General features: G+C 63.8%; 15 protein-coding genes. 12 read left to right on the top strand and 3 right to left on the bottom strand.

The genetic code is table 11. The features are described 5' to 3' along the window. Nucleotides 1-113 precede the first annotated feature (113 nt). Both K1X11_RS13185 and K1X11_RS13180 read right to left on the bottom strand, forming a co-directional pair. The gene (locus K1X11_RS13185) at nucleotides 114-2,309 is read right to left on the bottom strand and encodes an alpha-galactosidase (RefSeq protein ID WP_221032578.1); all 2,196 of its coding nucleotides are present in this window, start codon (nucleotides 2,307-2,309) and stop codon (nucleotides 114-116) included. 25 nt (nucleotides 2,310-2,334) lie between these two features. Continuing rightward, nucleotides 2,335-7,566 (bottom strand): CBM96 family carbohydrate-binding protein, encoded by a 5,232-nt coding sequence (locus K1X11_RS13180; protein WP_221032577.1) that lies wholly within the window; start codon nucleotides 7,564-7,566, stop codon nucleotides 2,335-2,337. A 306-nt stretch (nucleotides 7,567-7,872) separates the two neighbouring features. On the opposite strand from K1X11_RS13180, the gene K1X11_RS13175 reads away from it, so the two are divergent. After that, nucleotides 7,873-9,309, top strand: coding sequence for an MFS transporter (locus K1X11_RS13175; protein WP_221032576.1), 1,437 nt, complete (start codon nucleotides 7,873-7,875; stop codon nucleotides 9,307-9,309). A gap of 841 nt (nucleotides 9,310-10,150) precedes the next feature. Here K1X11_RS13175 and K1X11_RS13170 read toward each other — a convergent pair. Next, nucleotides 10,151-11,623 carry a sulfatase family protein gene (locus K1X11_RS13170; RefSeq protein ID WP_221033175.1) on the bottom strand — a complete coding sequence of 491 codons (1,473 nt, stop codon included), beginning with the start codon at nucleotides 11,621-11,623 and terminating at the stop codon, nucleotides 10,151-10,153. Nucleotides 11,624-11,814: 191 nt separating this feature from the next. On the opposite strand from K1X11_RS13170, the gene K1X11_RS13165 reads away from it, so the two are divergent. The 11 genes from K1X11_RS13165 to K1X11_RS23515 all read left to right on the top strand — a co-directional run bounded on the left by K1X11_RS13165 (nucleotide 11,815) and on the right by K1X11_RS23515 (nucleotide 22,560). After that, a complete protein-coding gene (locus K1X11_RS13165) occupies nucleotides 11,815-12,762 on the top strand; it encodes a DUF4886 domain-containing protein (protein WP_221033176.1) in 948 nt (315 codons plus the stop codon). Then, nucleotides 12,762-14,135, top strand: a complete 1,374-nt coding sequence (locus K1X11_RS13160) for a sulfatase family protein (RefSeq protein ID WP_221033177.1) — start codon at nucleotides 12,762-12,764, stop codon at nucleotides 14,133-14,135. Before K1X11_RS13165 ends, K1X11_RS13160 begins: the two co-directional genes overlap by 1 nt. A 246-nt stretch (nucleotides 14,136-14,381) precedes the next feature. Further along, nucleotides 14,382-15,716, top strand: a complete 1,335-nt coding sequence (locus K1X11_RS13155) for an MFS transporter (RefSeq protein WP_221033178.1) — start codon at nucleotides 14,382-14,384, stop codon at nucleotides 15,714-15,716. 48 nt (nucleotides 15,717-15,764) lie between these two features. Then, the gene (locus K1X11_RS13150) at nucleotides 15,765-16,760 is read left to right on the top strand and encodes a glycoside hydrolase family 130 protein (protein WP_225919737.1); all 996 of its coding nucleotides are present in this window, start codon (nucleotides 15,765-15,767) and stop codon (nucleotides 16,758-16,760) included. Nucleotides 16,761-16,986: 226 nt separating this feature from the next. Then, nucleotides 16,987-17,364, top strand: a complete 378-nt coding sequence (locus K1X11_RS13145) for a hypothetical protein (protein ID WP_221033179.1) — start codon at nucleotides 16,987-16,989, stop codon at nucleotides 17,362-17,364. Between the two features lie 94 nt (nucleotides 17,365-17,458). Further along, nucleotides 17,459-18,043: a hypothetical protein gene (locus K1X11_RS13140; protein ID WP_221033180.1), complete on the top strand. Its 585-nt coding sequence runs from the start codon at nucleotides 17,459-17,461 to the stop codon at nucleotides 18,041-18,043. Between the two features lie 70 nt (nucleotides 18,044-18,113). Next, a complete protein-coding gene (locus K1X11_RS13135) occupies nucleotides 18,114-18,698 on the top strand; it encodes a hypothetical protein (protein WP_221033181.1) in 585 nt (194 codons plus the stop codon). A gap of 479 nt (nucleotides 18,699-19,177) precedes the next feature. Further along, entirely contained in the window at nucleotides 19,178-19,933 is a 756-nt protein-coding gene (locus K1X11_RS13130) for a hypothetical protein (RefSeq protein WP_324725977.1), read from the top strand. 665 nt (nucleotides 19,934-20,598) lie between these two features. Next, entirely contained in the window at nucleotides 20,599-21,669 is a 1,071-nt protein-coding gene (gene rsgA, locus K1X11_RS13125) for a ribosome small subunit-dependent GTPase A (RefSeq protein WP_221033183.1), read from the top strand. A gap of 373 nt (nucleotides 21,670-22,042) precedes the next feature. Beyond that, complete coding sequence (locus K1X11_RS13120; protein WP_221033184.1) at nucleotides 22,043-22,255, top strand: addiction module protein; 213 nt, start codon at nucleotides 22,043-22,045, stop codon at nucleotides 22,253-22,255. Next, nucleotides 22,252-22,560: a type II toxin-antitoxin system RelE/ParE family toxin gene (locus K1X11_RS23515; RefSeq protein ID WP_221033185.1), complete on the top strand. Its 309-nt coding sequence runs from the start codon at nucleotides 22,252-22,254 to the stop codon at nucleotides 22,558-22,560. Before K1X11_RS13120 ends, K1X11_RS23515 begins: the two co-directional genes overlap by 4 nt. Nucleotides 22,561-22,674: the final 114 nt, after the last annotated feature.

The raw sequence follows: 22,674 nt of genomic DNA, 5'->3' as shown, positions 1-22,674 counted from the left end.
CGAGGTCAGCACGCTGAACCCAAATCGTTGGGGCTGGGGGATCACCATTGTTGTTGTAGTAGAATCCGCCGGTGCAGACGTGCACCGGCGGATTTCTAATTTGCGGTCCCGAATTACGAGACCGCCTGGAGCAGGATCGTGCGGGCGTGGGGCGTGGGGAGGGTGCCGTTGCTGTTGGGTTGGTGCACCGTATCCACCCACGGGATACCGCGGGTCATGAGCGCGGCACCGCTGGCGGTGGTGAAGTCGGGCCGGTCGATTTCGGAAAGCGTGTAGGTCAGGTCGGGGTTGAGCGCCCGCAGGCGCAGTGGCGGCAGGACGGTGCCGGGAGGCGCGTAGGGAAGGATCAGTGACAGCACCGCCGTGGTTTGATCGGCGTGGGTGGTCAACCAGACCGACGCGGGTTCCATCAGCCCCGCGTCGAGGCGATGCAGGTCGCCGCCCTGCACGATGGGGCGGATCCGTTTGTAGAACGCGATGCCGGTGCGCAGTTGGTCGGCCTCGGCGGCGGAGAGCTCGTTGAGGTTCTCGGCGAGACCCAGCACACCACGCATGGCGAGGTGCAGGCGCAGTGACCGCGAGGTGTCACGACCGGTGGTGTGATTGGGGGAAGGCGCCACCCAACTCGACATCGTGCGGGTCGGGTAAAACAGGCTGTAGCCGTCCTGGATCGCGAGGCGGTCAATCGGATCGGTGTTGTCGCTCGGCCAGGTTTGATCGGTGCGGCTCAGCACGCCGAGATCCACGCGACCACCGCCGGCGGAGCAGGCCTCGATGGTGAGATGCGGATGGGCCGCGCGCAGTCCATCCATCAAGGCGTAGACGGCGGCGATGTGTTCCCGCCAGATCGCCCGACCGGCGACCGAACCCGGCTCGGTGACATAGCGGTTCATGTCCCACTTGAGGAAGTCTATGCTGTGCTCCGCGACCAGGGCGTGGAGTTGCGCGGCGAGGTGCTCGCGCACGTCCGGGCGGGCGAGGTCGAGGATCAGTTGATGGCGGATCTCCCGGCTTGCGCGGTGCGGAACATGCAGGACCCAGTCCGGGTGCTGGCGAAACAGATCGGAGTCGCGGTTCACCATCTCGGGTTCAACCCAGAGGCCAAAATTCATGCCGAGGCGGTGCACCTCGTCGGCGACGACGCGGAGTCCGTCGGGGAAACAATCGGGTGATACCTGCCAGTCGCCGAGTCCGGCGCGATCGGAGCGGCGGGCGCCAAACCAACCGTCGTCGATGCAGAACAGCTCCACGCCGAGATCGGCGGCGCGTCGGGCCAGCGCGATTTGGGACTCGGCCGCGACGTCGAAATAGGTGGCTTCCCAACCGTTGTAGAGGACCGGTCGCCACGGCTCGCCGGGCAGGGCGGGCAGGATGCGGTCGCGGGTGAAACCATGCAGTTGGCGACTGGCGCCGCCCCAGCCTTCGTTTGACCAACCGCTGACGACAGCCGGGGTGAGGTGGGAGGCGCCGGGGGCGAGAGTGAGAGCAAACGATTCGGTGGCGTAGCCGAGGTGCAGGTGGGTGGCGCCGAGGAGAGTGTGTTCGCAACGCATGGACCAAGCGCCGCCGTAAGCGAGAGTGGCGAAATACACTTCGCCCTGCGTTTCACTGGCCGCGCCGGGCCGGTGCAATTGGCAGGCGGGGTGATGGCGCCAGCCGGTGTTGAGTCCGCGCTCCTCCCAGCTCAACACGCCCGGGCCGAGGCGCTGGGTGTGCAACTGGGTTTCACGCGACCAAGTGCCGTGCAGGGAACGCAGCTCGCACGGACCCGGCGGCAGGCAAAGTGATGCAAAGGCAAGGTGGTCGATGCGGAATGGGTGAGGGCCGATGTTGTGCACCTGCACCCAGCGTTCCAGCACATCGTGTTCGGCGGTGATGCGATAGAACAGGTCGACGGTGACCCCGACGGTCGAGTCGGCCAGTCGGATACGCAGCGTCGGACGCGGGGTCGTTTCCCGGGGCGCCACGCCGTGGGTGGGCGCGAGGGCGGGAGCGGCTTCCGGCAGGACCTCGTGGTCTTCGTATCGGAGCTGCGGGCTCAGAAATGGGGCGGTCGCATCGGCCGCATCGACGGCGCTGATCCGCAGGGCGGCTTCGGTGTAAACCACGTCGCCCCGCGCGGGGAATTCGAGGTCGGTGAGGTCGTATTCAAGATTTGGTGGCGTGGGCTCGACCCAGGGCGCGGTCGCGGTCGTCTGGACGCCATGGTGGACGTGGCGCAGGCGACCGGCGTCATCGATCTGGAGCACATAGCTCGATCGATTGAGACTGAGGATGAAGGTGCGATGGGCGGCCGAATAGGTGATCACGGAAGCGGTGAATGACGGAGTCGTTTCAGGAGGCGTCGAGGCGAAGGAGCGAGCCTGAGTTGAGCACGAGACGATCGCAAACCACACCGCCGGAAAGCAGGCTTTGGCCATTCAAGGTCACGGTGCTCGCGGGGGCCTCCACAAACCCATGCAGTTGGGCTTGGGCGTTGAGGTTGAGGCTGCCGCCGGCGACGCGCAGCAACAGGTTTTCGGGCGCGGCGGGGTTGCCGATTTGGCCTTGGAAGGAGAAACCCGTGGCGACGTTGAGCACCACCGGACCGACGAGTTCGATGGCGGTGCGGCTGTTGAGGTTGAGGCCCTGCAGGTGGTAAACGGTCGGCTCGTCGCTGGTCGGATTGCCGAGGCGCAGGGTGCTTTGGCCGTTGGCGGTGAGGATGCCGTAGTGGCCCGGCGGCACGTCGATGGTGCCCGCATTGCCGTTGAGCGTGAGATGGCGCAGGGTGGCGAAGTCGCCGACGGGATCGGTGCTACGGTTGAGCACCACGTGGCGCGTGCCGGTGGGCGGCAGCACGGTCACGGGCGCGGGCAACGCCACGGGATCGACCTGGCGCACGAGGTAACCCACCGTCGCGCCACCATTCAGGGTGACGCGGTAGTTTTCCGGGGTGGCGGCGCCGGGACCGGTGAGCTCCGCGCCAATCGTCGGCTGGCCGTTGCGCACCAGCTGCGGCTGACCGGCGACGAGCAGATCGTGGGCGACGAGTGCGCCGCTGTTGAGGGTGAAGGACGAGGCGGCGTTCACCTGCAAGGAACCCTCGACGGTGCCGTTGAGGACCGGGGCGCGGTGGCTTTGGGCGGCGGCACGGATTTGCAGGACGGCGGTGGCCGTGCCGGTGTAGTTGGGATCCATCACACTGGCGGTCACGGTGTAGTCGCCCGGATAGGTCGGCACGGCGGACGCACCGTCGTAGCTCAACTCAACCGGCAGAGCGGCCGGGGTTGTGGTGAAGCTCACCGGCCGCGGCAGCCCGTCGTAGAATTGCCAAAGGGCGGCGAGTTCGAGTCCGGCCGCAGCCGGTGCGATGTGGAGATCGAGATTGGCCGTGGTGGAGCCGCCCTCGTTGGTCGCGGTGAGTTCAACGGCGAAGTCCCCGGTCTGGGCGGGAGTGCCGGTGATGGCGCCGGTGAGCGAATCGACGACGAGCCCGGCGGGCAGCCCGGCGGTGCTGTAGCTGAGCTCGGTCGACTCGGATTCGGCCGCGATCTGGAAACTGAACGGCGTGGCGTAGGTGCCGGTGGCTGCACCGCCATTGGTGATAGTCGGGGCGAGCACCAGCGGAGCCCCGCCCGAGAGCACCACTTCGAGGACCGGCGCGTCGGCGGGATCGGCGGCTTCCTTGGAATAGTAGTTCGAGAAGTCGTTGTTGTTGGCCGCGATGACGAGGCTGATGAGGCCGTCGCCGGCGCGCTCGATGTCGAGTTGGCTGGTGACGTCGAAACTCACCACGGTGTCGGCGGCGGCCGAGCCCGGCACCGTATCCAGAATGGTGCTACCGGTGGGGCGGTTGTTCCAGTTGAGGGTTGATTCGGTCCAGGTGTCATCGGCGACGAAACGCAGGGTGTGCGTCTGGCTGTCCTTACTGGCCTTGACGGTGAGTTTGAGAGTGGCGCTGACCATCGTGCCGCTGCCGAGGCTAGACAGATCGAAGCGCAGGTAGGACTCGCGGGTCTGCTCGTCGGTGGAGCCCTGGTTCTTGATGGCAAGGTTGTCCAGGGAACCGAAGCTCGTGCCGGCGTAGGAACCGGCGCGAGCGAAGGTATCATGGACCGGCGTGAGGGTGTAGGTTCCGCCGGAGGCGCCGGCGGTGGTGACCGAGAGCGCGCTGCTGGCCGCCGAGGGCGTGCCATTGGTGTCGGTGGCCACCACGGTGACGGCGTAGGTTGTGTCGGCGGTGAGACCGGACACGGTCGTGGAGGTGCCGGTGGTGGTGCCGGCGGACACGCCGTCGATCAGGATGTCGTAGCCGGCGATGCCGACGCTGCTGGTGGAGGCGGTCCAGGAGAGATCGAAGGACGCACTGGTGACATTGGTCGCGGCGAGGTTGGTCGGGGTGGTGGGCGGCGGGACCGCGCTCAGCACCACTTCCAACACCGGATAGAGTCCGGCGTCGGCGGCCTCCTTGGAGTAGTAGTTGGAGAAGTCGCTGTTGTTGGCGGCGATGTTGAGGCTGATGACGCCGTCGCCGGCCTGTTCGCTGATGGCCTGGGAGGTGACATCGAAGGACACCACGGCGAGTGCGGCGGCGGAGCCGGGCACCGTATCCAGAATTGTGCTACTGGTGGGTTTGGTGTTCCAGGTGATGGTGGATTCGGTCCAGGCGTCGTTGGCGACAAAGCTCAGGGTATGGGTCTGGTTGTCCTTGCTGGCCTTGACGGTGAGTTTGAGGGTCGCGCTTTCGATGTAGCCGCTGCTGGTGGCGGGCAGGCTGAACTTGAGGTAGGACTCGCGGGTCTGGGCGTCGGTCGGGCCCTGGTATTTGACCGCGAGGTTGTCGAGGGAGCCGTAGTTGCTGTTGGCGTTGGAGCCGGCCTGCACGTGGGCGTCATCGATCGGCGTGAGCTCAAAGGTCGTGCCGACAGAGGGCGTGTCGGTGACCACGGTCAGCGCGGCGCTCGACGCGGAGACATTGCCGGAGGTGTCGTAGGCGCGGACGGTGGCGGCGTAGGACGTGCCGGGGTTGAGACCGCCGACGGAGGTGGTGGTGCCGGAGGTGGTGGTGACCGGACTGCCGTCGAGCAGGACCTCGTAGTAGTCCACGGCGGTGTCGTCGGTCGATGCGGTCCAGCTCAGGGTGAAGGACGAGGTGGTGATGGCGGAGGCGGCGAGGCCGGTCGGCGTGCTCGGCGGTGTGGTGTCGGCGGAGCCGCCGGTGGTCACGTTGATGGGGGCGCTGGCGGCGGAGAGGTTGCCGGCGGAGTCGAGGGTGCGGACGGTCACGGCGAAGGTTGTCGCGGTGGTCAGTCCGGTCAGATTAGCGGACAGGGCCCCCGTGGTGGTGGCGGCGGACACGCCGTTGAGGAAGACCTCGTAACCCGCGACGCTCACGTCGTCGGTCGCGGCGTTCCAGGACACGGTGAAGCCGGTGGAGCCGACGGCGGAGGCGGTCACGCCTGAGGGGGAGGACGGCGGCAGATCGCCGCTGCCGACGGGGAGAATCTCGATGCCGTTGATGAGGGTGCCGCCGGTGCTGGCGACGAAGGACAGATCGAGGAAATTGTCCGCCACCGCAATGGTGGCGGATTTAATGAGCGCCGTGTTGGCGCCGCCCGCTTGGGCGAAGATGTCGATGTCGCGCCAGCCGGCCGGGATGGCGCCCTCGGCGGCGGCGGTGAAGACGCGTTGACCGGCGCCGGTGGTGCCGGAGTAGGTCTCGGCGAAGTGCAGGTTCACCGTGTAGGTGCCGTTGGCGATGAGCAGGGAGTAGTCGCTGATGTCGTAGCGCTCGGTCTGGTAGATGCGGTCGTCGGTGGTGCCGGCGATGGCAATGGCGCCGCGATCCACGATGTCGCTGCCGGCGTCGTAACCGAAGTCGGCCGACCACGCGTTGCTGGCGTTGTCGGTGTAGGCGCTGGTGCTGCCTGCTTCGATGCGCACGGCGGTGGGGGATGACGGCGCGGTGGAGTGGATGGTGGTCGTGGCGGTGGTGGTGGCGCCGCGGTTGTCGGTCACGGTGCAGGTGACCGTGTAGGTGCCGGGAGTGGCGAATACGACCGACGGGTTTTGGGCGAAGGACGTGGTGCCGTCACCGAGATCCCATGCGTAGCCGACGATGACGCCGTCGGAGTCGGCGGCGGTGGCGGTGAATTGGACGGCCAGCGGAGCGTTGCCGCTGGTGGCGGAGGCGCCGATCGAGAGGGCGGGGGCGCTGTTGGCCGGGGCGTTGACGATGGTGCTGCTGTAGCCCTTGGAGGTGCCGTAGGTCTGGCTGTTCCAGGCGTTGGCGGGGGAGCCGACCCAATCGATGTCGGCGTCAACAAACTGCGGATCCACGCCGCTGCCGGGTCGGTAGGTCACCGTGGAGGCATCGAGGGTGATGTTGTTGCTGTTGGTGAAGAGGGCGACGTCGCTGAGGTGGAAGAAGATGCTGTCGTAGAACACAACGGGACCGTTGGTGTTGTTGGTCTCGATGTAGGCGAGCGGGCCGCCGTCGAGGCTGGCGGCGGTGCAATTCTGGAAGGTCAGATCGATGGCGAGATCGTCGATCCAGTAGGAGCTTTTGCCGCCGGTGCCGCCGCGTTTGATGAGGTTGACCGAAAGGCAGTTGTCGAAGGTGGCGGTGTCGCCCCAGTGGCGGAAGCCGCGCATGTTGCCGGTGGCGACGCAGTCCTGGAAAGTCATGTTGCCGCCCTTGTTGTCGAAACCGGCGTCCCAGTTGTCGATGGCCCAGCAGCGGAGCAGGGTGATGTTGTAGGCGCCGCGCTCGGAGGAGAAACCGTCACCGTTCCAGTAGGAGCCGCCGGAGACGGGATAGTAGCCGTTGTTCTTGGCGGTGCAGTCGACGAAGGTGATGTCGTGGATGATCGGCTCCTGGTCGGTTTCGTCCAAAAAGAAGCTGTTGGGGATGGCGCGAGCGGGGAAAGTCGGGTCGCCGCCGGTGCAGTCGGCGTAGCAGGAATCGAAAAGCACATCGCGGCTGTAGTCGCTGATGCGAAAGGCCTTCTTGGTGTAGCGAATGGCGGAGAAGTTGCGGACCGTGATGTCGGAACAGTTGTAGAGGCGCAGGGCATCCTCGAGGGAGTCGGTCGAGATGTTTTCGAAGAGGAGGTGGGTGTAGCGCGTGTAGGTCGTGCCCGATTGGAGCATGGTCACCGGGAAGCGGTGATTGCGGATCACGAGGTTCTTGATGTTCCAGTAATTGGCGGTGGTGGGCAGGCGCAGGCAGGCGCCGCCGCTGGCCACGGCGACGTCGAAGGTGCCTTGGAAAACCGGGTAACCGTCGCCGGTATCGACCCCGATGAATTGGAGCGGCGCGACGGCGGTGCCGTCTCCCTCGATGTTCAGCGGTGAGACCGTGTAAGTGCCGCTGCCGACGTAGAGGGTGTCGCCGGGAGTGAGGCCATCGAGGAGGGTCTGCAGGGAGCCTTGGGGGGCGGCGTTGGCCCAGCTGGAGCCGTCCTGGGAGCCGGCGCCGGCCGGGAGGGCGTAAACGTCGGCGGCGTGAAGTGTGAGGGGGAGGGCCAGCGCCGTGAGGAACACGGCAGCAGCGCGCACAAGGAGTCGAACGGGCAAGGGCATGCGATGCGGGGGGACGAGGGGTTGGGGAAGGCAGGCGTCGTCCGCGCGGGACCGACGCAACAGGGAATGGCTCTTGGCGTAGGCAGCGGGAGCGGCACCGACGAGAATCTCGCCGTGCAACTCCTTGCATCGCCGGGGCGTTGAACATGCGGCGGGCGCGCGCCGGGGCGGACGTCGTGAGCGGGGGGGGCGGCAGCGTGCAAGGCGTTGCATGGTTGGGCCGTTGTGGCGGCTTTGGCCGGCAACCCAGCATTTGGCGCCGTTTGGCGCTTGTCAGCGCATCGCCCCCCTCAACCCTTTCCGACTTTGAACACCGCCCCGACCCCACCTGATTCTCCCGCCGCACCGGAGGCGGCTTCGTCGACAGCCGCCGCGCCGCAGCGCATCTCGTGGAAGGAACGCATCGGTTTCGCGTTGGGCACGCTGCCCTTTAATTTCGGTGGCGCCGGCATCAATCAGATCGCCTACCCGATCTACAACCTGACGCTGGGCATGAGCCCAACGCTCATTGGCATCGTGCTCGCGATCGTGCGTCTCTGGGACGGTTTCACCGATCCGCTGATGGGCTCGGTGAGCGACAACTGCCGACACAAGTGGGGCCGCCGTCGGCCGTTCATCGCCATCGGCGCGCTGCTGTGTGCGATCACCTTTCCGCTGATCTGGTTGGTGCCAGCCACCTGGAGCGGCGGCTGGGCCTTCGGCTACTTTCTGGTGTCGATGCTGTTGTTCTACACGGCGTTCACCATCTACGGCGTGCCGTATCTGACGCTTGGATACGAAATCTCGCCCGACACCAACGAACGCGTGCGGGTGCATGCGGTGCGGGCGGTGGTGTCGAAGCTCACCTTCTTCATCCTGCCGTGGGTCTTCGCCGTGGCGCAGTGGCCGATCTTCGAGGACACGATGTCGGGCATGCGCACGCTGGGTTTCATCATTGGCGGCCTGTTCATCGTGCTGGCAGTGCCGGCGGTGCTGTTCACCCGGGAGCGCATGGTGCACCGGGCGGCGGTGCAGAAAAAGGTGCCGCTCAAGGAAGGCCTCAAGCTGACCTTCCGCAATCGTCCCTTCCTCTACCTCGTGGGCATTGTGCTCGGCATGCTGGTGGGCACCAATCTGGTGGGTTACCTCGGCATCTACGTGAACAGTTACCACGTCTTTGATGGCGACACCGCGGCGGGGGCGTCGCTGCACGCCAAGGCGCAGACGGTGTATGCGGTCGCCGGCATGATCTCGGTGCCGATCGTGGCGCGCATGGCGACCCGTTTCGGCAAGCTGGCGGTGATCAAGTGGTGCATCGGCTGCGGCATCCTCGCCTCGATCAGTCAGTTCTGGTTCTTCAGCAAGGCGTATCCGCAGCTCCAATACCTTTCGATGCTGCTGCTGTCGCCGAGCATCTCGGGCTTCTGGGTGTTGATTGACCCCATGAAGGCGGACACGGCGGATTACGATGAATTCACCTCCGGTTGTCGGCGTGAAGGCACCTATGCGGCGGTGGCGAACTGGTTGGAGAAGACGATTCTCACCGGCACGATGTTGCTGTCGGGTGTGGTGCTGGACCTCTCGGGATTTGACGCGACGCTGGGCGGCGCGCAACCGGACGGCGCCATGCTTTGGGTGCGCATCACCTTTGCGACGGTGCCCGCGTTGTTGCTCCTGGGCAGCCTGGTGCTGGCCCTGCGTTATCCGCTGAAGGATGCCCGCGTCGCCGGCATGCGCGCGGAGCTGGAAGCGCGGCGGGGGTAGGTGGGTGGCTGGTAGCTGGTGGCTGGTGGCTGGTGGCTCGGGGCTGGTAGCTGGTGGCTGGGGGGCGGGCTACAGGGTGGACGCGGACGTCCTCGGCCGCGTGGCGGGGGACGGGCCGAGGGGCAACGGGGGGCGGCCGACACGGCCGCTGCTACAACCAGGAGGGCGGATGCTGTAGCCGGGCTCGGTGAGCCCGGTGGGGAATGCCGGCTGAAGCCGGCACTACGGGGGGACGACGCCGCCCGGAGGGCGGCGTCATCCTTTGGGAATTGGGGTGGACGCGGACGTCCTCGGCCGCGTGGTGGGGGATGGGCTGTGGGGCAGGGTGGAGCGGCCGACACGGCCGCTGCTACAACCAGGAGGGTGGATGTTGTAGCCGGGCTCGGTGAGCCCGGTGGTGGGTGGAGCGACCGGGGGCGGCGACCCCGGCTACAGGGTGGGGACGACGCCGCCCGGAGGTCGGCGTCCACCTTTGGGGATTGGGGTGGACGCGGACGTCCTCGGCCGCGTGGCGGGGGATGGGCTGAGGGGCAACGGGGAGCGGCCGACACGGCCGCTGCTACAACCAGGAGGGTGAGTGCTGTAGCCGGGCTCGGTGAGCCCGGTGGTGGGTGGAGCGACCGGGGTCAACGACCCCGGCTACAGGGTGGGGACGACGCCGTCCGGAGGTCGGCGTCCACCTTTGGGGATTTGGGGTGGACGCGGACGTCCTCGGCCGCGTGGCGGGGGATGGTTGTAGCCGGGCTCGGTGAGCCCGGTGGTGGTGGACCGACCGGGGTCGGCGACCCCGGCTACAGGGTGGGATGACGCCGCCCGGAGGTTGGCGTCCACCTTTTGGATCTCAGTCGTGGAGGAGGCGTTCGCCGGCTTGGTAGTCGCCGCGGCGGACGGGGACTTGCATGGCGTTGTCGGCTTCGAGGCGGTCGAAGAGGCGGTGGCGCATGGCCAGTGCGATGTCGTGCATGGCGGGCACGTCGATGAGGTTGTGCCGCTCTTCCGGATCGGTCTGCAGGTCGTAGAGTTCACTCTTATCCCAGATGCCCTGATAGGTGATGTATTTGTAGCGGTCGCCGCGCAGAGCGAAGGTGGTCGGGGTCTGCGGGTAGGCGTATTCCCAATAATATTCGTAGAGGAACTCGCGGTCGGTCGTCGCGGTGTTGAGGGTGTCGCCGTGGAGCAGGGGCAGGAAGGACAGGCCGTCCATGGCGATGCTGCTGGTGGCGCCGGTGAGCTCGAGCAGGGTGGGCGCGATGTCGATGTTGCGCACGAGGGGCTCGATGGTGCTGCCGGCGGGCACGTAGCCCGGACACCAGGCCAACATGGGAATGCGGATGGACGCTTCGTAGGCGTGGCGTTTGTCGATGAGGCCGTGTTCGCCCAACAGGAAACCGTTGTCGCCGAGGTAGAGCACGAGGGTGTTTTCGGCGAGGCCGTGTTCTTCCAAATAGTCGAGCACGCGACCGACGTTTTCATCGAGCGCGAGCAGGGTCTCGGCGTAGTTGCGGTAGAAGGTGTCGAAGTCGGTGCGCCCGTGATAGGGATACTCCACGCCGTGCCAGCTGAAGCGTTGATCCTGCACCCAACGCGGTTTGCCGGCGGCGTTGGATTCGGTGCGGGCCATGGTGGCGGGGTAGGGAATCTTTATGTCCCCGTAGGCGTCGAGGTGACGCTCGGCGGGCTCGAATTTTGAGTGCACGGCCTTGTGCGAGAGGTAGAGCAGGAAGGGCTGGTCGGCGGGTTGTTGCTGCAGCCAGTCCAAGGCGTAGTCGGTGAGCAGATCGGTCGTATAGCCTTCGCACTGCACCTCCTCGCCATCGATGTTGAAGAGCGGGTCGCGGTAGACGCCCTGACCCTCGAAGCTCAACCAACGGTCAAAACCCGGCCGCGGTCGATCGTCGGATTCGCCCATGTGCCATTTGCCGAAGAAGGCGGTTTTGTAGCCGGCGGCCTGCAGGTCGCTGGGGAAGAAGCGGGTGCGCTCCGGAATGGGCGTGGTGTTGTCGACCACGCCGTGGCGGTGGGCGTATTGACCGGAGAGGATGGACGCGCGGCTGGGGGAGCAGAGGGAGGTGGTGACGAAGGCGTTTTTGAGGTGGGCACCTTCGGCCGCCATGCGGTCGAGATTCGGGGTCTGCAGGAAGTCGGGGGCGTGCTCATGGAAACTCATGAAGTCGTAGCGGTGATCGTCGGAGAGGATGATCACGACATTGCGCGGGGCGGAGGCGGAGGACTCGGCGGCGAACAGCGAACGGGTTAGGGCGCCGGCCAAAAGCAGGCCGACCACGGCGGACCGGAGAAAACGGGAGCGTAGCATAAAATCGGGGTTCGAGGGTGAGCACGAAGACGGGTCGGACGGCGGGGCCGCCGAGCTCAGCGAGACAGGCCGGTCGGGCCCGAGCCAGCGGCGGCCCGTGCAAGGCCTTGCACAGCGTGCGGTCCTGATCGCGTTGCGCTCGGAGCCGCCGCACGGCACCACCGAAGGCGAACCCTGTCCCCTTTCTCGTGATGCAGATGAAGACCCCGCTCGGGGGCCGACGTTGGCTCGGCCCGACTTTGCTTTGGCTCACCCTGGCGCTGCTGGTGACCAGTGTGGAGGCGCGCACCCTGCGCCTCTTTGTGATCGGCAACAGTTTTTCGCAAAACGCCACCCGCTACCTGCCGGACATCGCGCGCGATGGTGGTCATGAACTCATCCTGCGGAAAGCGCAGGCCGGCGGGTGTTTCCTCGAACGCCATTGGAACGCGTTGGCCGCAGCGCTGGCGGATCCGACGGATCCGGCGGGACACCTCTACGGCGGTCAGTCCTTGCCGGAGCTACTCGGCGACGAGACCTGGGATGTGATCACGCTGCAACAGGTGTCGTGGCTGTCGGGTGATCCCACGAGTTATCACCCCTTCTTCGCCGACCTGAGCGCCTACCTGCACCGCGTGCAGCCGGAGGCGGAGCAGGTGGTGCATCAGATTTGGGCGTATCGGGTGGATGCCGATCGCTTTGGTCGGGTGACCCCGGACCGCAACGCGGCGGATCAGGTGGAAATGTGGACGGCGACGCGGGCGGCCTATCGAGCGGTGGCGCGCGAGTTTGGGCTGCGTCTCCTGCCGGTGGGCGACGCGTTTCAGGCGGTGCACGAGGATCCGGTGTGGGGCTACCGACCCGACCCCGCGGTTGCGGCGCAAACCTGGGTCGAACCGGCGGTGCCGGAGCAACCGCACTCCCTGCACGTGGGCTACCGCTGGAAGGACGGCACCTTCGGCAAGGACGCCAATCACGCCAATGTGGCCGGTGAATACCTCGGCGCACTCGTGTGGTATGGCGTGTTGTTCGCCGAGTCGCCGACGGCGGTGACCTTTGTGCCGGACGGCTTGGATGCGGACTTCGCTGCGCACCTTCGGGCGGTCGCCGCCGAGACCGTGGCCGCGATTGAACCCTTCAACCGGCTGGAGGCTCGCTGATGTCCCGTTGCCTAACTGCTCTCCGTTGTTGGCTGTTGGCCGGGGCGGTCGCCGCCTTGGCCCACGCCGAAACCGCACCGCGGCCCAACATCGTGGTGATCTTCGCCGACGATCTGGGTTATGGCGACACCTCCACGTATCGACCGGATGGCGACGTGCGCACGCCGGCCATTGATCGCCTCGCGGCCGACGGCATGCGCTTCACCGCCATGCGCGCCAACGCCACCGTGTGCTCGCCCAGTCGGGCGGCGCTCATGACCGGACGTTACGCCGATCGCGTCGGCGTGCCGGGACTCATTCGCTCGAACTTCAACACCTGGGGTTACCTCGATCCCACGGTGCCGACGCTGGCCGACCTGCTGCGGGAGGCGGGTTATCACACCGCGCTGGTCGGCAAGTGGAACCTCGGCCTCACCCCGGGGCAGTTGCCCAACGACCGCGGGTTCGATCACTTTCACGGCTTCCTCGACGACATGATGGACAGCTACACCACGCACCTGCGGCGCGGCGTGAATTTCATGCGGCTCAATCGCGAGGAAGTGCGGCCGGAGGGCCACGCCACGGCGGTGTTTTCGGATTGGGCGATCGACTATTTTGAGGACCGCGCGGCGCCCGCGCACCGCGACGAACCGTTCTTCCTCTATCTCGCCTACACCGCGCCGCACTATCCGTTGCAACCGCCGCCCGAAGCCTTGGCCCGCGTCCAGGCCCGGGCGCCGGAGATGCCGGAGCAGCGCGCGCTCAATGTCGCGTTGGTCGAGGATCTCGATACTCAGATCGGTCGGGTGATGGACACCCTGCGCGCCACCGGTCTGGCGGACAACACGCTCGTTTTCGTGACATCGGACAACGGCGGCGCGCTCAATTTTTCGCAGAACAACGACCCGTGGCGCGGCGGGAAGCGCGACCACTACGATGGCGGACTGCGCGTGCCGTTTGTCGCGACCTGGCCCGCCCACGTGGCGGCGGGCACGGAGTCCGATTACGTGGGACTGGTATTTGATATCTTCGTCACGGCGCTGGAGGAGGCGGGCGCCGAGGTTCCCGCCGGTCTGGATGCGCAGAGTTTGGGGCCGGCCTTGCGCGGCGAAGCGCCGACCGCGGCGGAGAACGAGCGGCAGTTGTATTTTGTGCGCCGCGAGGGGGAGCGTTACGGCGGTAAAACCTACGAGGCCCTCATTCGCGGCGACTGGAAGCTCATGCAGAACGATCCCTTCTCGCCGCTGGAGTTGTATAACCTGAAGGAGGATCCGCTGGAGCAACATGACCGGATGGCGGACGAACCGGAGTTGGCGAAGGAGCTGACCGAAGCGCTCGCGCTCGAGGTGCAGCAAGCCGGCGCGGTGCCGTGGCAGGCGCCGGCGAAGCCGTAGCGGCGTAGCGACCATCGCGGGGCACTTGTAGCCGGGGGCGTTGACCCCGGACCGGCCGCGTGCGGCCGATATCAACGGGTCCGCGACGACCGACCTCCGTCATACGCAACCCAGGGCAACGCGTTGCGCAGGTGAGGTCGTTGTCGGACGCGGAGCGTCGACGCAGCGTCGGGGCAAGACGCCGCGCAGGTGGTGGCGTCGCCCCCCCCATTAAAGCCCGGTCCGTCCGGCGGACCCCAAACCTCCATGAATCCTCCCTCCTCGTCCTCGACCGCTTCGGTGCCGCGCATTGGCGCCACCGGATGGGCCCTGCTCATGATGCTCGTGTCAGCCTCGGTGTTGTTCTTCATCGACCGCCAGACGCTCGCCATCCTCAAGTCCACGCTCTCGGAGGAGTTTGATCTCAACAACGAGGCCTACGGCATCCTCATCACGGGTTACATGATCCCCTACACGCTGGGGTATCTGGTGTCGGGGCAGATCATCGATCGTTGGGGCACGCGGCGTTGTGCGTCGATTTTCCTGCTCGGCATGGCGCTGGCGACCATCGGCTGCGGACTGGCGCGCAACTTCCACGAACTGCTCGCGGCGCGCGTCGTGCTCGGCATCGCGGAGTCGGGCGTGGTGCCGTCGATCATGGTGCTCATCACCAAGAGGTTTCCGCGGGAGCGGCGGGGATTTGTGGTCACGATGCATCAGGCCCTGCAATCGGCCGGCCCGATCATGACGGCCCCGCTGGTGGCGGCGATCACGCTGTCACACGGATGGCGCAGCTCCTTCCTGTTGCCCGGCATCTTCAGTCTGGCGCTGGCGGCGGTGTGGTTCCTCAGCGACCGCGAACCGCGCCGCAGTGCCGCAGCGGCGGGCCCGACCGACGGCACGGCCAAACCCGCCGAACCGCAGCCGATGCGGGGTCTGGCGGCGCTCAAGTTTGTGCTCACGAGTCGGCGCATTCGCGGCGTGTTGATCGCGCGACTGCTGACCGATCCGGCGTGGTTTTTTCTCATCTATTGGCAGGCCGGGTTTCTGCAGGAACGGGGCGGTTGGACGCTCGCCGAGCTGGGCAAGTGGACCTGGCTGCCCCCGGCGGTCGCTGCCATCGGCAACGTGGTGATCGGCTCGTGGTCGGACCGCCTGCTCAAGGTGCACAGTGACGCGGCCACCGCGCGACGCATCGCGATGCAGCGCCTCGTCTGGCTGGCGCCCTGTCTGGCGCTGGCGCCGTGGGCGGTGGCGAGCAAACCGCTGGTGCTCTTCATGATGGTGTTTGCCTACGTCATGGCGAACGCCTGGCTCACCATGATCAACGTGCTGGTGACCGACCTCGCGCCGCCCGGCACGGTGGCGACCTCGATCGGCATCCTCAGTGCGCTGGGCGGTTTCACCAGCGTGGCCTTCAACTACATCGCCGGTCCTCTGGTCGATCACTTCGGCTACGACTTCATGTTCCTCTTTGCCGGCTGCCTGCATCCGCTCGGGGCCTTGGTGCTCTACCGCTACTACCGCGGCGGCCCGCCGCCGGTGCCGCCGGCTCTGGCCGAAGAGACGGTCGATCCCGCCGCGCCGTCGGCGACTTCCTGAATCTTACCCTGAGCCCGCGCCTTCGTCCCGCCATCGCGCCCTTTTATCATGCAACGTCATTCGCAAAACCCTGTGCTCACGGCCCGTCAGGTGCCGTATCCCGCCACCCTCGTCTTTAATGCCGGCGTCGTGTATCATGACGGCCGATACGTCATGGTCTTTCGCAACGACTACGGGCGTGACGGCGATCCGCAGTTTGACGGCACCAACATCGGTCTCGCCATCAGCCGGGACGGCGTGAACTGGACGGTGGAGCCGCAGCCGCTCTTCGCGCTGGAGGACGTGCAGGCGGCCTTTCGGGATGTGTTGCGACATCGTTACCCGGCCAACTGGGTGCGGCGCATTTATGATCCGCGGCTGACGGTGATCGATGGGCGGATCTACATGTGCTTCGCCATCGACACCGGCCATGGCATCAGTGGGGGCGTGGCGACGACGGAGGATTTTAAGACCTTCCAGTGGCTGAGTGTGAGTGCGCCGGACAGCCGCAACATGGTGCTGTTTCCGCGCAAATTTGGCGGCAAGTATGTGCGCCTGGAGCGACCCTTCCCGGTTTACATGCGGGAGGATCCGGAAGCGTTTCCCATCTGGTGTGGCGAGTCGCCCGACCTCGTGCACTGGGGCCACCACCGGCCGGTGCTGGGACCGGACGAAGTGCCCTTTGCCAACTCCAAGATCGGACCGGCGGCACCGCCGATCGAGACCGAGCGGGGCTGGCTGACGTCGTTTCACGCCGTCTACAAAGACCCGAACCTGCGCCTGGAAGGCTGGGAGCCGCAGGGTTGGTTCAAGACCTACCACTCCGGGCTCATGCTGCTCGATAAGGACGATCCCTCCAAGGTGATCGGCATGGCGCGGGAGCCGCTGATCATGCCGGAGGCCGACTACGAAGTGAACGGCTTCCGCGGCAGTGTGATCTTCCCCTGCGGCATGATTTTGGAGCCGGGTGGAGAAGTGAAACTCTACTACGGCGCCGCCGATACTTCGGTCGCGCTGGCGACGGCGCACGTCGACGACCTGCTGGCGCGCATAGAGCCCTTCTAGTCAGAGGTCGGCGGGCGGGGAAGGGGCCGACGATCAAAACCCCAAAAGACATGGCCTTTTATGTCTTTTGGGGATTGGTTCGTCGTCGCGCCTCCAATAGAGAAATGACGCTACCCCTTGCTCATGAGCAACCACGCCACCCTATTTCGGCTAGTCGGCCACCTCCGACCTTCCGGATATGCCACGCTTTCTGCGGGTGAATAACACTGATGGGCGAATTAATACTATGAGCGCTTCACTTTACATAGTAGCCGAGAACCCACCGAACGGACTGGATATTCACGTGAACGGACACGCTCTCTCAAATTCGGAAGAGCAGCTTTCGCAATTAGCGAAGCGGCTCGGAGTGCGAGAGCTCATGAGCTTCTTCAGCCAGGATCCTGAGGAGGTTTCCGAGTTCTTCGACGATGAGACGATGATTCCCGAGGAACAGTGGTTTACGGCAGCTGAAGGGCTCGTGACGATCGAAGCACTCCTCGGCCATTTCACATCCTCCCCATCAAGCGCCGGCATTGCTGTTGTCGACGAGCTTCGTGAGTTTAAGCGCGTTCTTCTAAGTCTAGAAGAGGCCGATTCCAGATGGCACCTCGCAGTAGAGTTCTGATGTTCATGAAAGAGCCCATCCAGTCGCCCGAGCCAACGAGTCACCGCGCTCCGCGCAGCGACTCGCGGCTTAGCTAAATCGTTAGGCGAACAGAATGAGCGTTGAAATCATCTCACTAGTTTCGAGCGCCTTAGCCACAGTAGTCGGTGGCGCACTGGCGTCATATGCCAAAAGGCAGGGGCATTTGTTCACGGGTATTGAGCTCATAGCTGCGGCGAATTCTGCCGACCTTACCCCGAAACGAGATCCACGTGAGGAGGTGCGCCTACCTGAGGTGATCCAGCTCCTAGACGATGAAGAGCGTCGCCGCAGTTTATTTCGTTACTCTTCAGCCTCGCTGGTGATCGGTCAGTTTATTGTCGGCGGTGTGCTGACCTCTTCTTTTGTCACGACGGCCTTTAGTGAGCACGTTGTGGGGTTCCTCGGCCTCCTCGTCTTGGCATCGTCTCTCGTGAGTCAGCATTTTCGGCCCGACTTATTACACAAGTCGTCAGCCGTGAAGATCCACCGTCTCACGTCACTGCGAAGGTGGATTGAAGATGAGCTCTACGAAGCGACGAGAGGGGAAATCGACGATGCTCGCATCACCAAGATTAGAAGAAGGGTCTCCGCCGAGCTCAGCGAAATTGAAGAATCTGACCTTCAGCTACTAAGTGACGATAAAACAAATGAGGCCTAACAAATCGGTGCAGACAAGGCCGACAAGTCGTCCTGCCTGACCTCAAACATTGGGCAAATTAAATACTCATATGTCCACTATTCCCGATCTTGAGTGGTATTCGCGCATAAGCCGCGAAAAGCAAATGCCGACGCGGTGCCCGTTTGCGACGATTAAGGCATGCCCGCGCTACTACCAGAGCACCAGCTTGCTGCCGTCGACCGGTGCCACGGGAATCGAAAAGAAAGAAGATGAGAAGCTCTTGCGCATGTGGAAGAAGAGCGACCTTTGGCCGGCAACTGCTGAAGCTGCCTCTTCAGTTTTTAAAGCAAATGACAAGTTGTCATTCATCGCTCAGTTTTGTCCGGAAGTGGTTTTCGAACGATTCGGATACTTCAGTAGCTTTTTATCGAGATATTCAGACGAGATTGATTCTGATGCTGCGCACAGAAAATTGAGCAGAGAGAATATCCCGCCGAACGATCCCAGATGGTATTGGGAAGATAGTAAAGCGCAGCACTATTCCGAATGTCCACTTTACGCCGTTCTGGAACATCGAAGCGCCAAGGGTGCAGATAAGGAAGAAGCTCCATGGTGGCGCGAGCATCTTGCCGAAATCATCGTTGGCGTTTTTGTCGCACTAGCGACGGTTCTTCTTACGAAGATATTCGGATGAAATCATTATTCCATGCAATAGAGCCCAACCAGTCGGCGCAGACAAGGCCGATAGGTCGGCCTGTCTGACCTAAAACGATGGGCGAGCTCATGACCTCGTCGCGAAATACCAGAATGCGAAGATCCAGATCAGTATTGGGAGCACCCCTCCGAGTAAAATGAATCCAAGATGATTCCGAAACGGTAACTTGATCACGATATCGGCAGCATCTGGCTTTTTTCGATTGTAGATGTAGGTGAGCACCACCTCGAAGGGCGCGAAAAAGAAGAAGTAGATGACGCAGAATATCCCCCCTGCTACGTAACCCAGAAAAAGGAGCAATTTGGACCACACGTGAGTATTCTTGCCTCATCCTCAATAGGGACAAGACAAGAGCCCATCCAGCCGCCGCCGCCGCCGCCGCAGCCGCCGCCGCCGCCGCAGCCAACGACCGCCAGCTCCGATGGCAGTCGCGGTGGGCTCAATCGACGGGCGAATAGATGAAGAAACCGGCATTAAATTCGATTCGGGAGGACTTCGACGCTCGCATCATGTCTGCGGTTGAGCTGTTCGCGAAAGTCGCGGACGACGCTAAGGGGAACTGGAATAATATCAACGGCTGGGAAGGTCATTACCCCGGCCACGCGAGACGAATCGTCGGTCTAGCGTTTATGCAGATGCTGATCGCGTGGGAGGAATTAGTCGAAGCTACTTTGATGCGCTATATTGCAGGTGCTTCGGCACCAAGTGGCTATTCTCCAAACCTGTTGCTCGGACATGCGAAGTCGATTAGTCACGCTTACCAGCTAATCTCCGGGAAGCCGAAATATGATGCGTCAAAGCACTTCATGTCTTGGGATACCTGGTCGACACTTCTGGACACAGTTGGGCTTTACATCAAAGACGCAGCACCTTTCAGCAATCTGAGTGCACTTCAGAAGCAGAGACTTCACGACGCGAAGGTTATTAGGAATCGAGTCGCACATTTCTCGAAGAAGGTCCGTGAAGATTTCGTAGTAGTCGCCAAAAGCCATATTGGCCTCAGTCCAGACAAGAAGCTCTCGAAAGGTTATGATGTTGGTCAGCTTCTCATCGACGAGTCTTCGAAGGGATTCGGATCAGTAAAAAAGGAGCCATATTTCATCCACTACGCGAATTTGATACTGGCTTGTGCGGACGTAATCTGCCCACCAAATGAAGAGCCCATTGAGCCACCGCAGCCAACGACTATCAGCTCCGTTAATAGTCGCGGCTGAGTTCAAACGATGGGCAAACCGCGAATCACCATCCTTTCGAGCAGCTGCCTGTGCTTCGTCGCGCTTGCGTTTCCTCGGTGCTATCCTTGGCCGACTGTTCGATTGTATGCGTCGCTGTTGTAGTCGGACGGGGTCATGTCGTTACAATGTAACAGGTCCTCAATCTTTAAGGCGTTGGTTAGAAATACTACGGTAGCCGTAGGTAAATGTGGATGTCTCCTGTTTTTCGGAGAAGGTTACATTCTAACGAGATGACCGCTCTTCCCGTCCTGCAGTGATTGAGCGCAAACAGTCGAAAGGAGTTCTATGGCGCCGATGTTGATCACGATAGCGGGTGTTTCACTTATCTACCTGCTCTCGGGCTGGCTTAAGGCCGGTAGTCGTTTGGTGTTTTGCGCGGGTGCCGTCATGGCGTTGTGGGGTGTCGGAATTCTTTGGAGTGGGCGATTGGTTCAACGCCACGGTGTCGGAGCTCCTCTGGAGGGAAACGCAGCGCTCTTGGGCGGATTCGTTTTTCTGAGTATTGGCGTGGTCTTGCTGCGGAAAGGCTTGAGGAGCCCATCGGAATAGCCGCGGCAACGCCTGCTCCGAGGTCGAATCGGTCCGTTGAGTCTCAGGCGCCATTGTCGTGCGGTGTCTTTCGTCCGTTAGGACAGGGGACGGTGATGATGAAGACGACGATGGATTTGGATGCGCTGGGGTTCAGCGAATGGCATGCTGGGGTGGCTTTGGCCGCGCTGGAGCCGAACTTGCAGTGGGCGCGGGTGGTGGCGGTGGACCGTGAGGCGTGGGTGGTGCGGGCGGCGAGCGGCGAATGCGTCGCGGAGCTGGCGGGCCGGTTTCGTTTTGGCGTCGAGGAGGGGCTGGATCTGCCCGGGGTGGGCGATTGGGTCACGGTGCAGGTGGTGTCGCCGGATCGGGCGGTGATTCACGCGGTGGGACCGCGCCGGAGTGTGTTGAGCCGCAAGTCACCGGGGCGGGAAATGGCGCCGCAGTTGATAGCGGCCAATCTCGACGCGGCACTGGTGGTGCAGTCCTGTCATTACGATCTGAATACGCGGCGGCTGGAACGTTATCTGGTGGCCTGTCGCGAAGGCGGGGTGGAGCCGGTGGTGTTGCTGAACAAGGCGGATCTGGTGGACGAGGACGAGCTGGCGGGGCTGGTGTGCGACTTGCGGGGGGCGGGGATCACCGGGCAGATCATTCCGCTGAGCGGCGTGACGGGGCAGGGGTTGGACCGCGTCGAGGCGTTGCTCGAGCCCGGCAAAACCTATGGGCTGGTGGGCTCATCGGGCGTGGGCAAGAGCACCTTGATCAACCGGCTGTTGGGCCGCGAGGTCATGGCGACGCAGGGAGTGAGCGGCACCGGTGAAGGCACGCACACCACCACCCGGCGGCAGTTACTGACGCTGCCGAACGGAGCCATGGTTATCGATACGCCAGGGATCCGGGAGCTGGGTCTGGTGGGCGCGAGTGAGGGGCTCGACGAGAGTTTTGCCGACATCAAGGCGTTGGCCGGATCGTGCCGGTTTGGCGATTGCACGCATGAGTCGGAGCCGGGCTGCGCGGTGCGGCAGGCGTTGGCCGAAGGTTCGCTCAGCGAGGAGCGCTTTCGCAGCTACCAGAAGCTTGGGCGGGAGATCGAACATCACGATCGTTCGTATCTGGAAAAGCGGCGCAAGGACCGCGCTTTCGGCCGGCACGTGCGCGCGGTGATGCGCGGCAAGCCGCGGTAGGAGGCGACTCGTTCTACTTCGTTGGATGGGCCACGAGGCAAGGAGCCACGGATCACACGGGTAACCACGGATTTTTGCCTCCGAAACAGGAGTGGAGTTGGAACGGGACTGCACGGTAGCCGCCATGGAGAGCCTCGACCCCCTCACGTTCCTGGGATGGTCGCCTTCGGGCCACGCTTTCATCTTCGGTTCAAGCGCAGCTACTCATGGAGATCGGGGCCTTTCCCTGCCGCACCCTAAGGAGGACCGATCGGCGGACTTTCGGTCTACCGGTTGGCGGCTCGAAGACCTAACCGCGGCTGGTTTTCCGAGCCACCTGTTTGGGCGGAAATGAGCACTTGCGGAGCGACCATCCCTGGATAGCGTCGGCGCCATGTCTCTCACCAGCGTTTATCTCGCCGAAGAGGTTCTCGCGCTTCCAGCCGACCAACGGCGAATGCTCGCCAAACTGTTGATGGACAGTGTGCAGGAAGATGGTCGAAGCGACGATGAGATCCGCGGTGACCTGATTTCCCGACTTGAAGCGCTACGGGATGGCCGAGACCCGGGATTGTCCTTTGAAGAGGTGTTTGGAGAAAAGGCGTGAACGTTCGGTTCAGCTCGGTTTTCAAGCGAGACCTGCAGGAGGCCGAAACCCGCTACGCGACGATTTCCACCAAACTGGGCGACGATTTTCATACCCGGGTCAAAGAAGCGGTTCGGACGATCATAGCCCGATCAGGAGGGGATCATGTGGGCCCACACGGATTCCGCTGCCGGAAGTGCCGACCCTTCCCCTACTTGGTCTATTACGAACTCGATGGTGAGGTTCTGTATGTCCTCGGTTTGGTGCAGGAGCGAAAGCATCCGAATTACCTCCAGACTGAACTGAAACGATCAGGAGAGAAGTAGGGTGCGCGGACCTACTGCTGTGCTGACGAGGCTCCGGGTCCCCGGTGGGTGGTCGGCCAATCTGACATTCGGTTGATGCTGTGCACAGAAAAGCCCGCCGGAGGGGCGGGCTTG

Origin of the sequence: Actomonas aquatica (assembly GCF_019679435.2) — a bacterium.
In the GTDB taxonomy this organism is placed as follows: domain Bacteria; phylum Verrucomicrobiota; class Verrucomicrobiia; order Opitutales; family Opitutaceae; genus Actomonas; species Actomonas aquatica.
The sequence above is the reverse complement of the archived record's forward strand: the minus strand, read 5'-3'. Positions and strand labels throughout refer to the sequence as shown.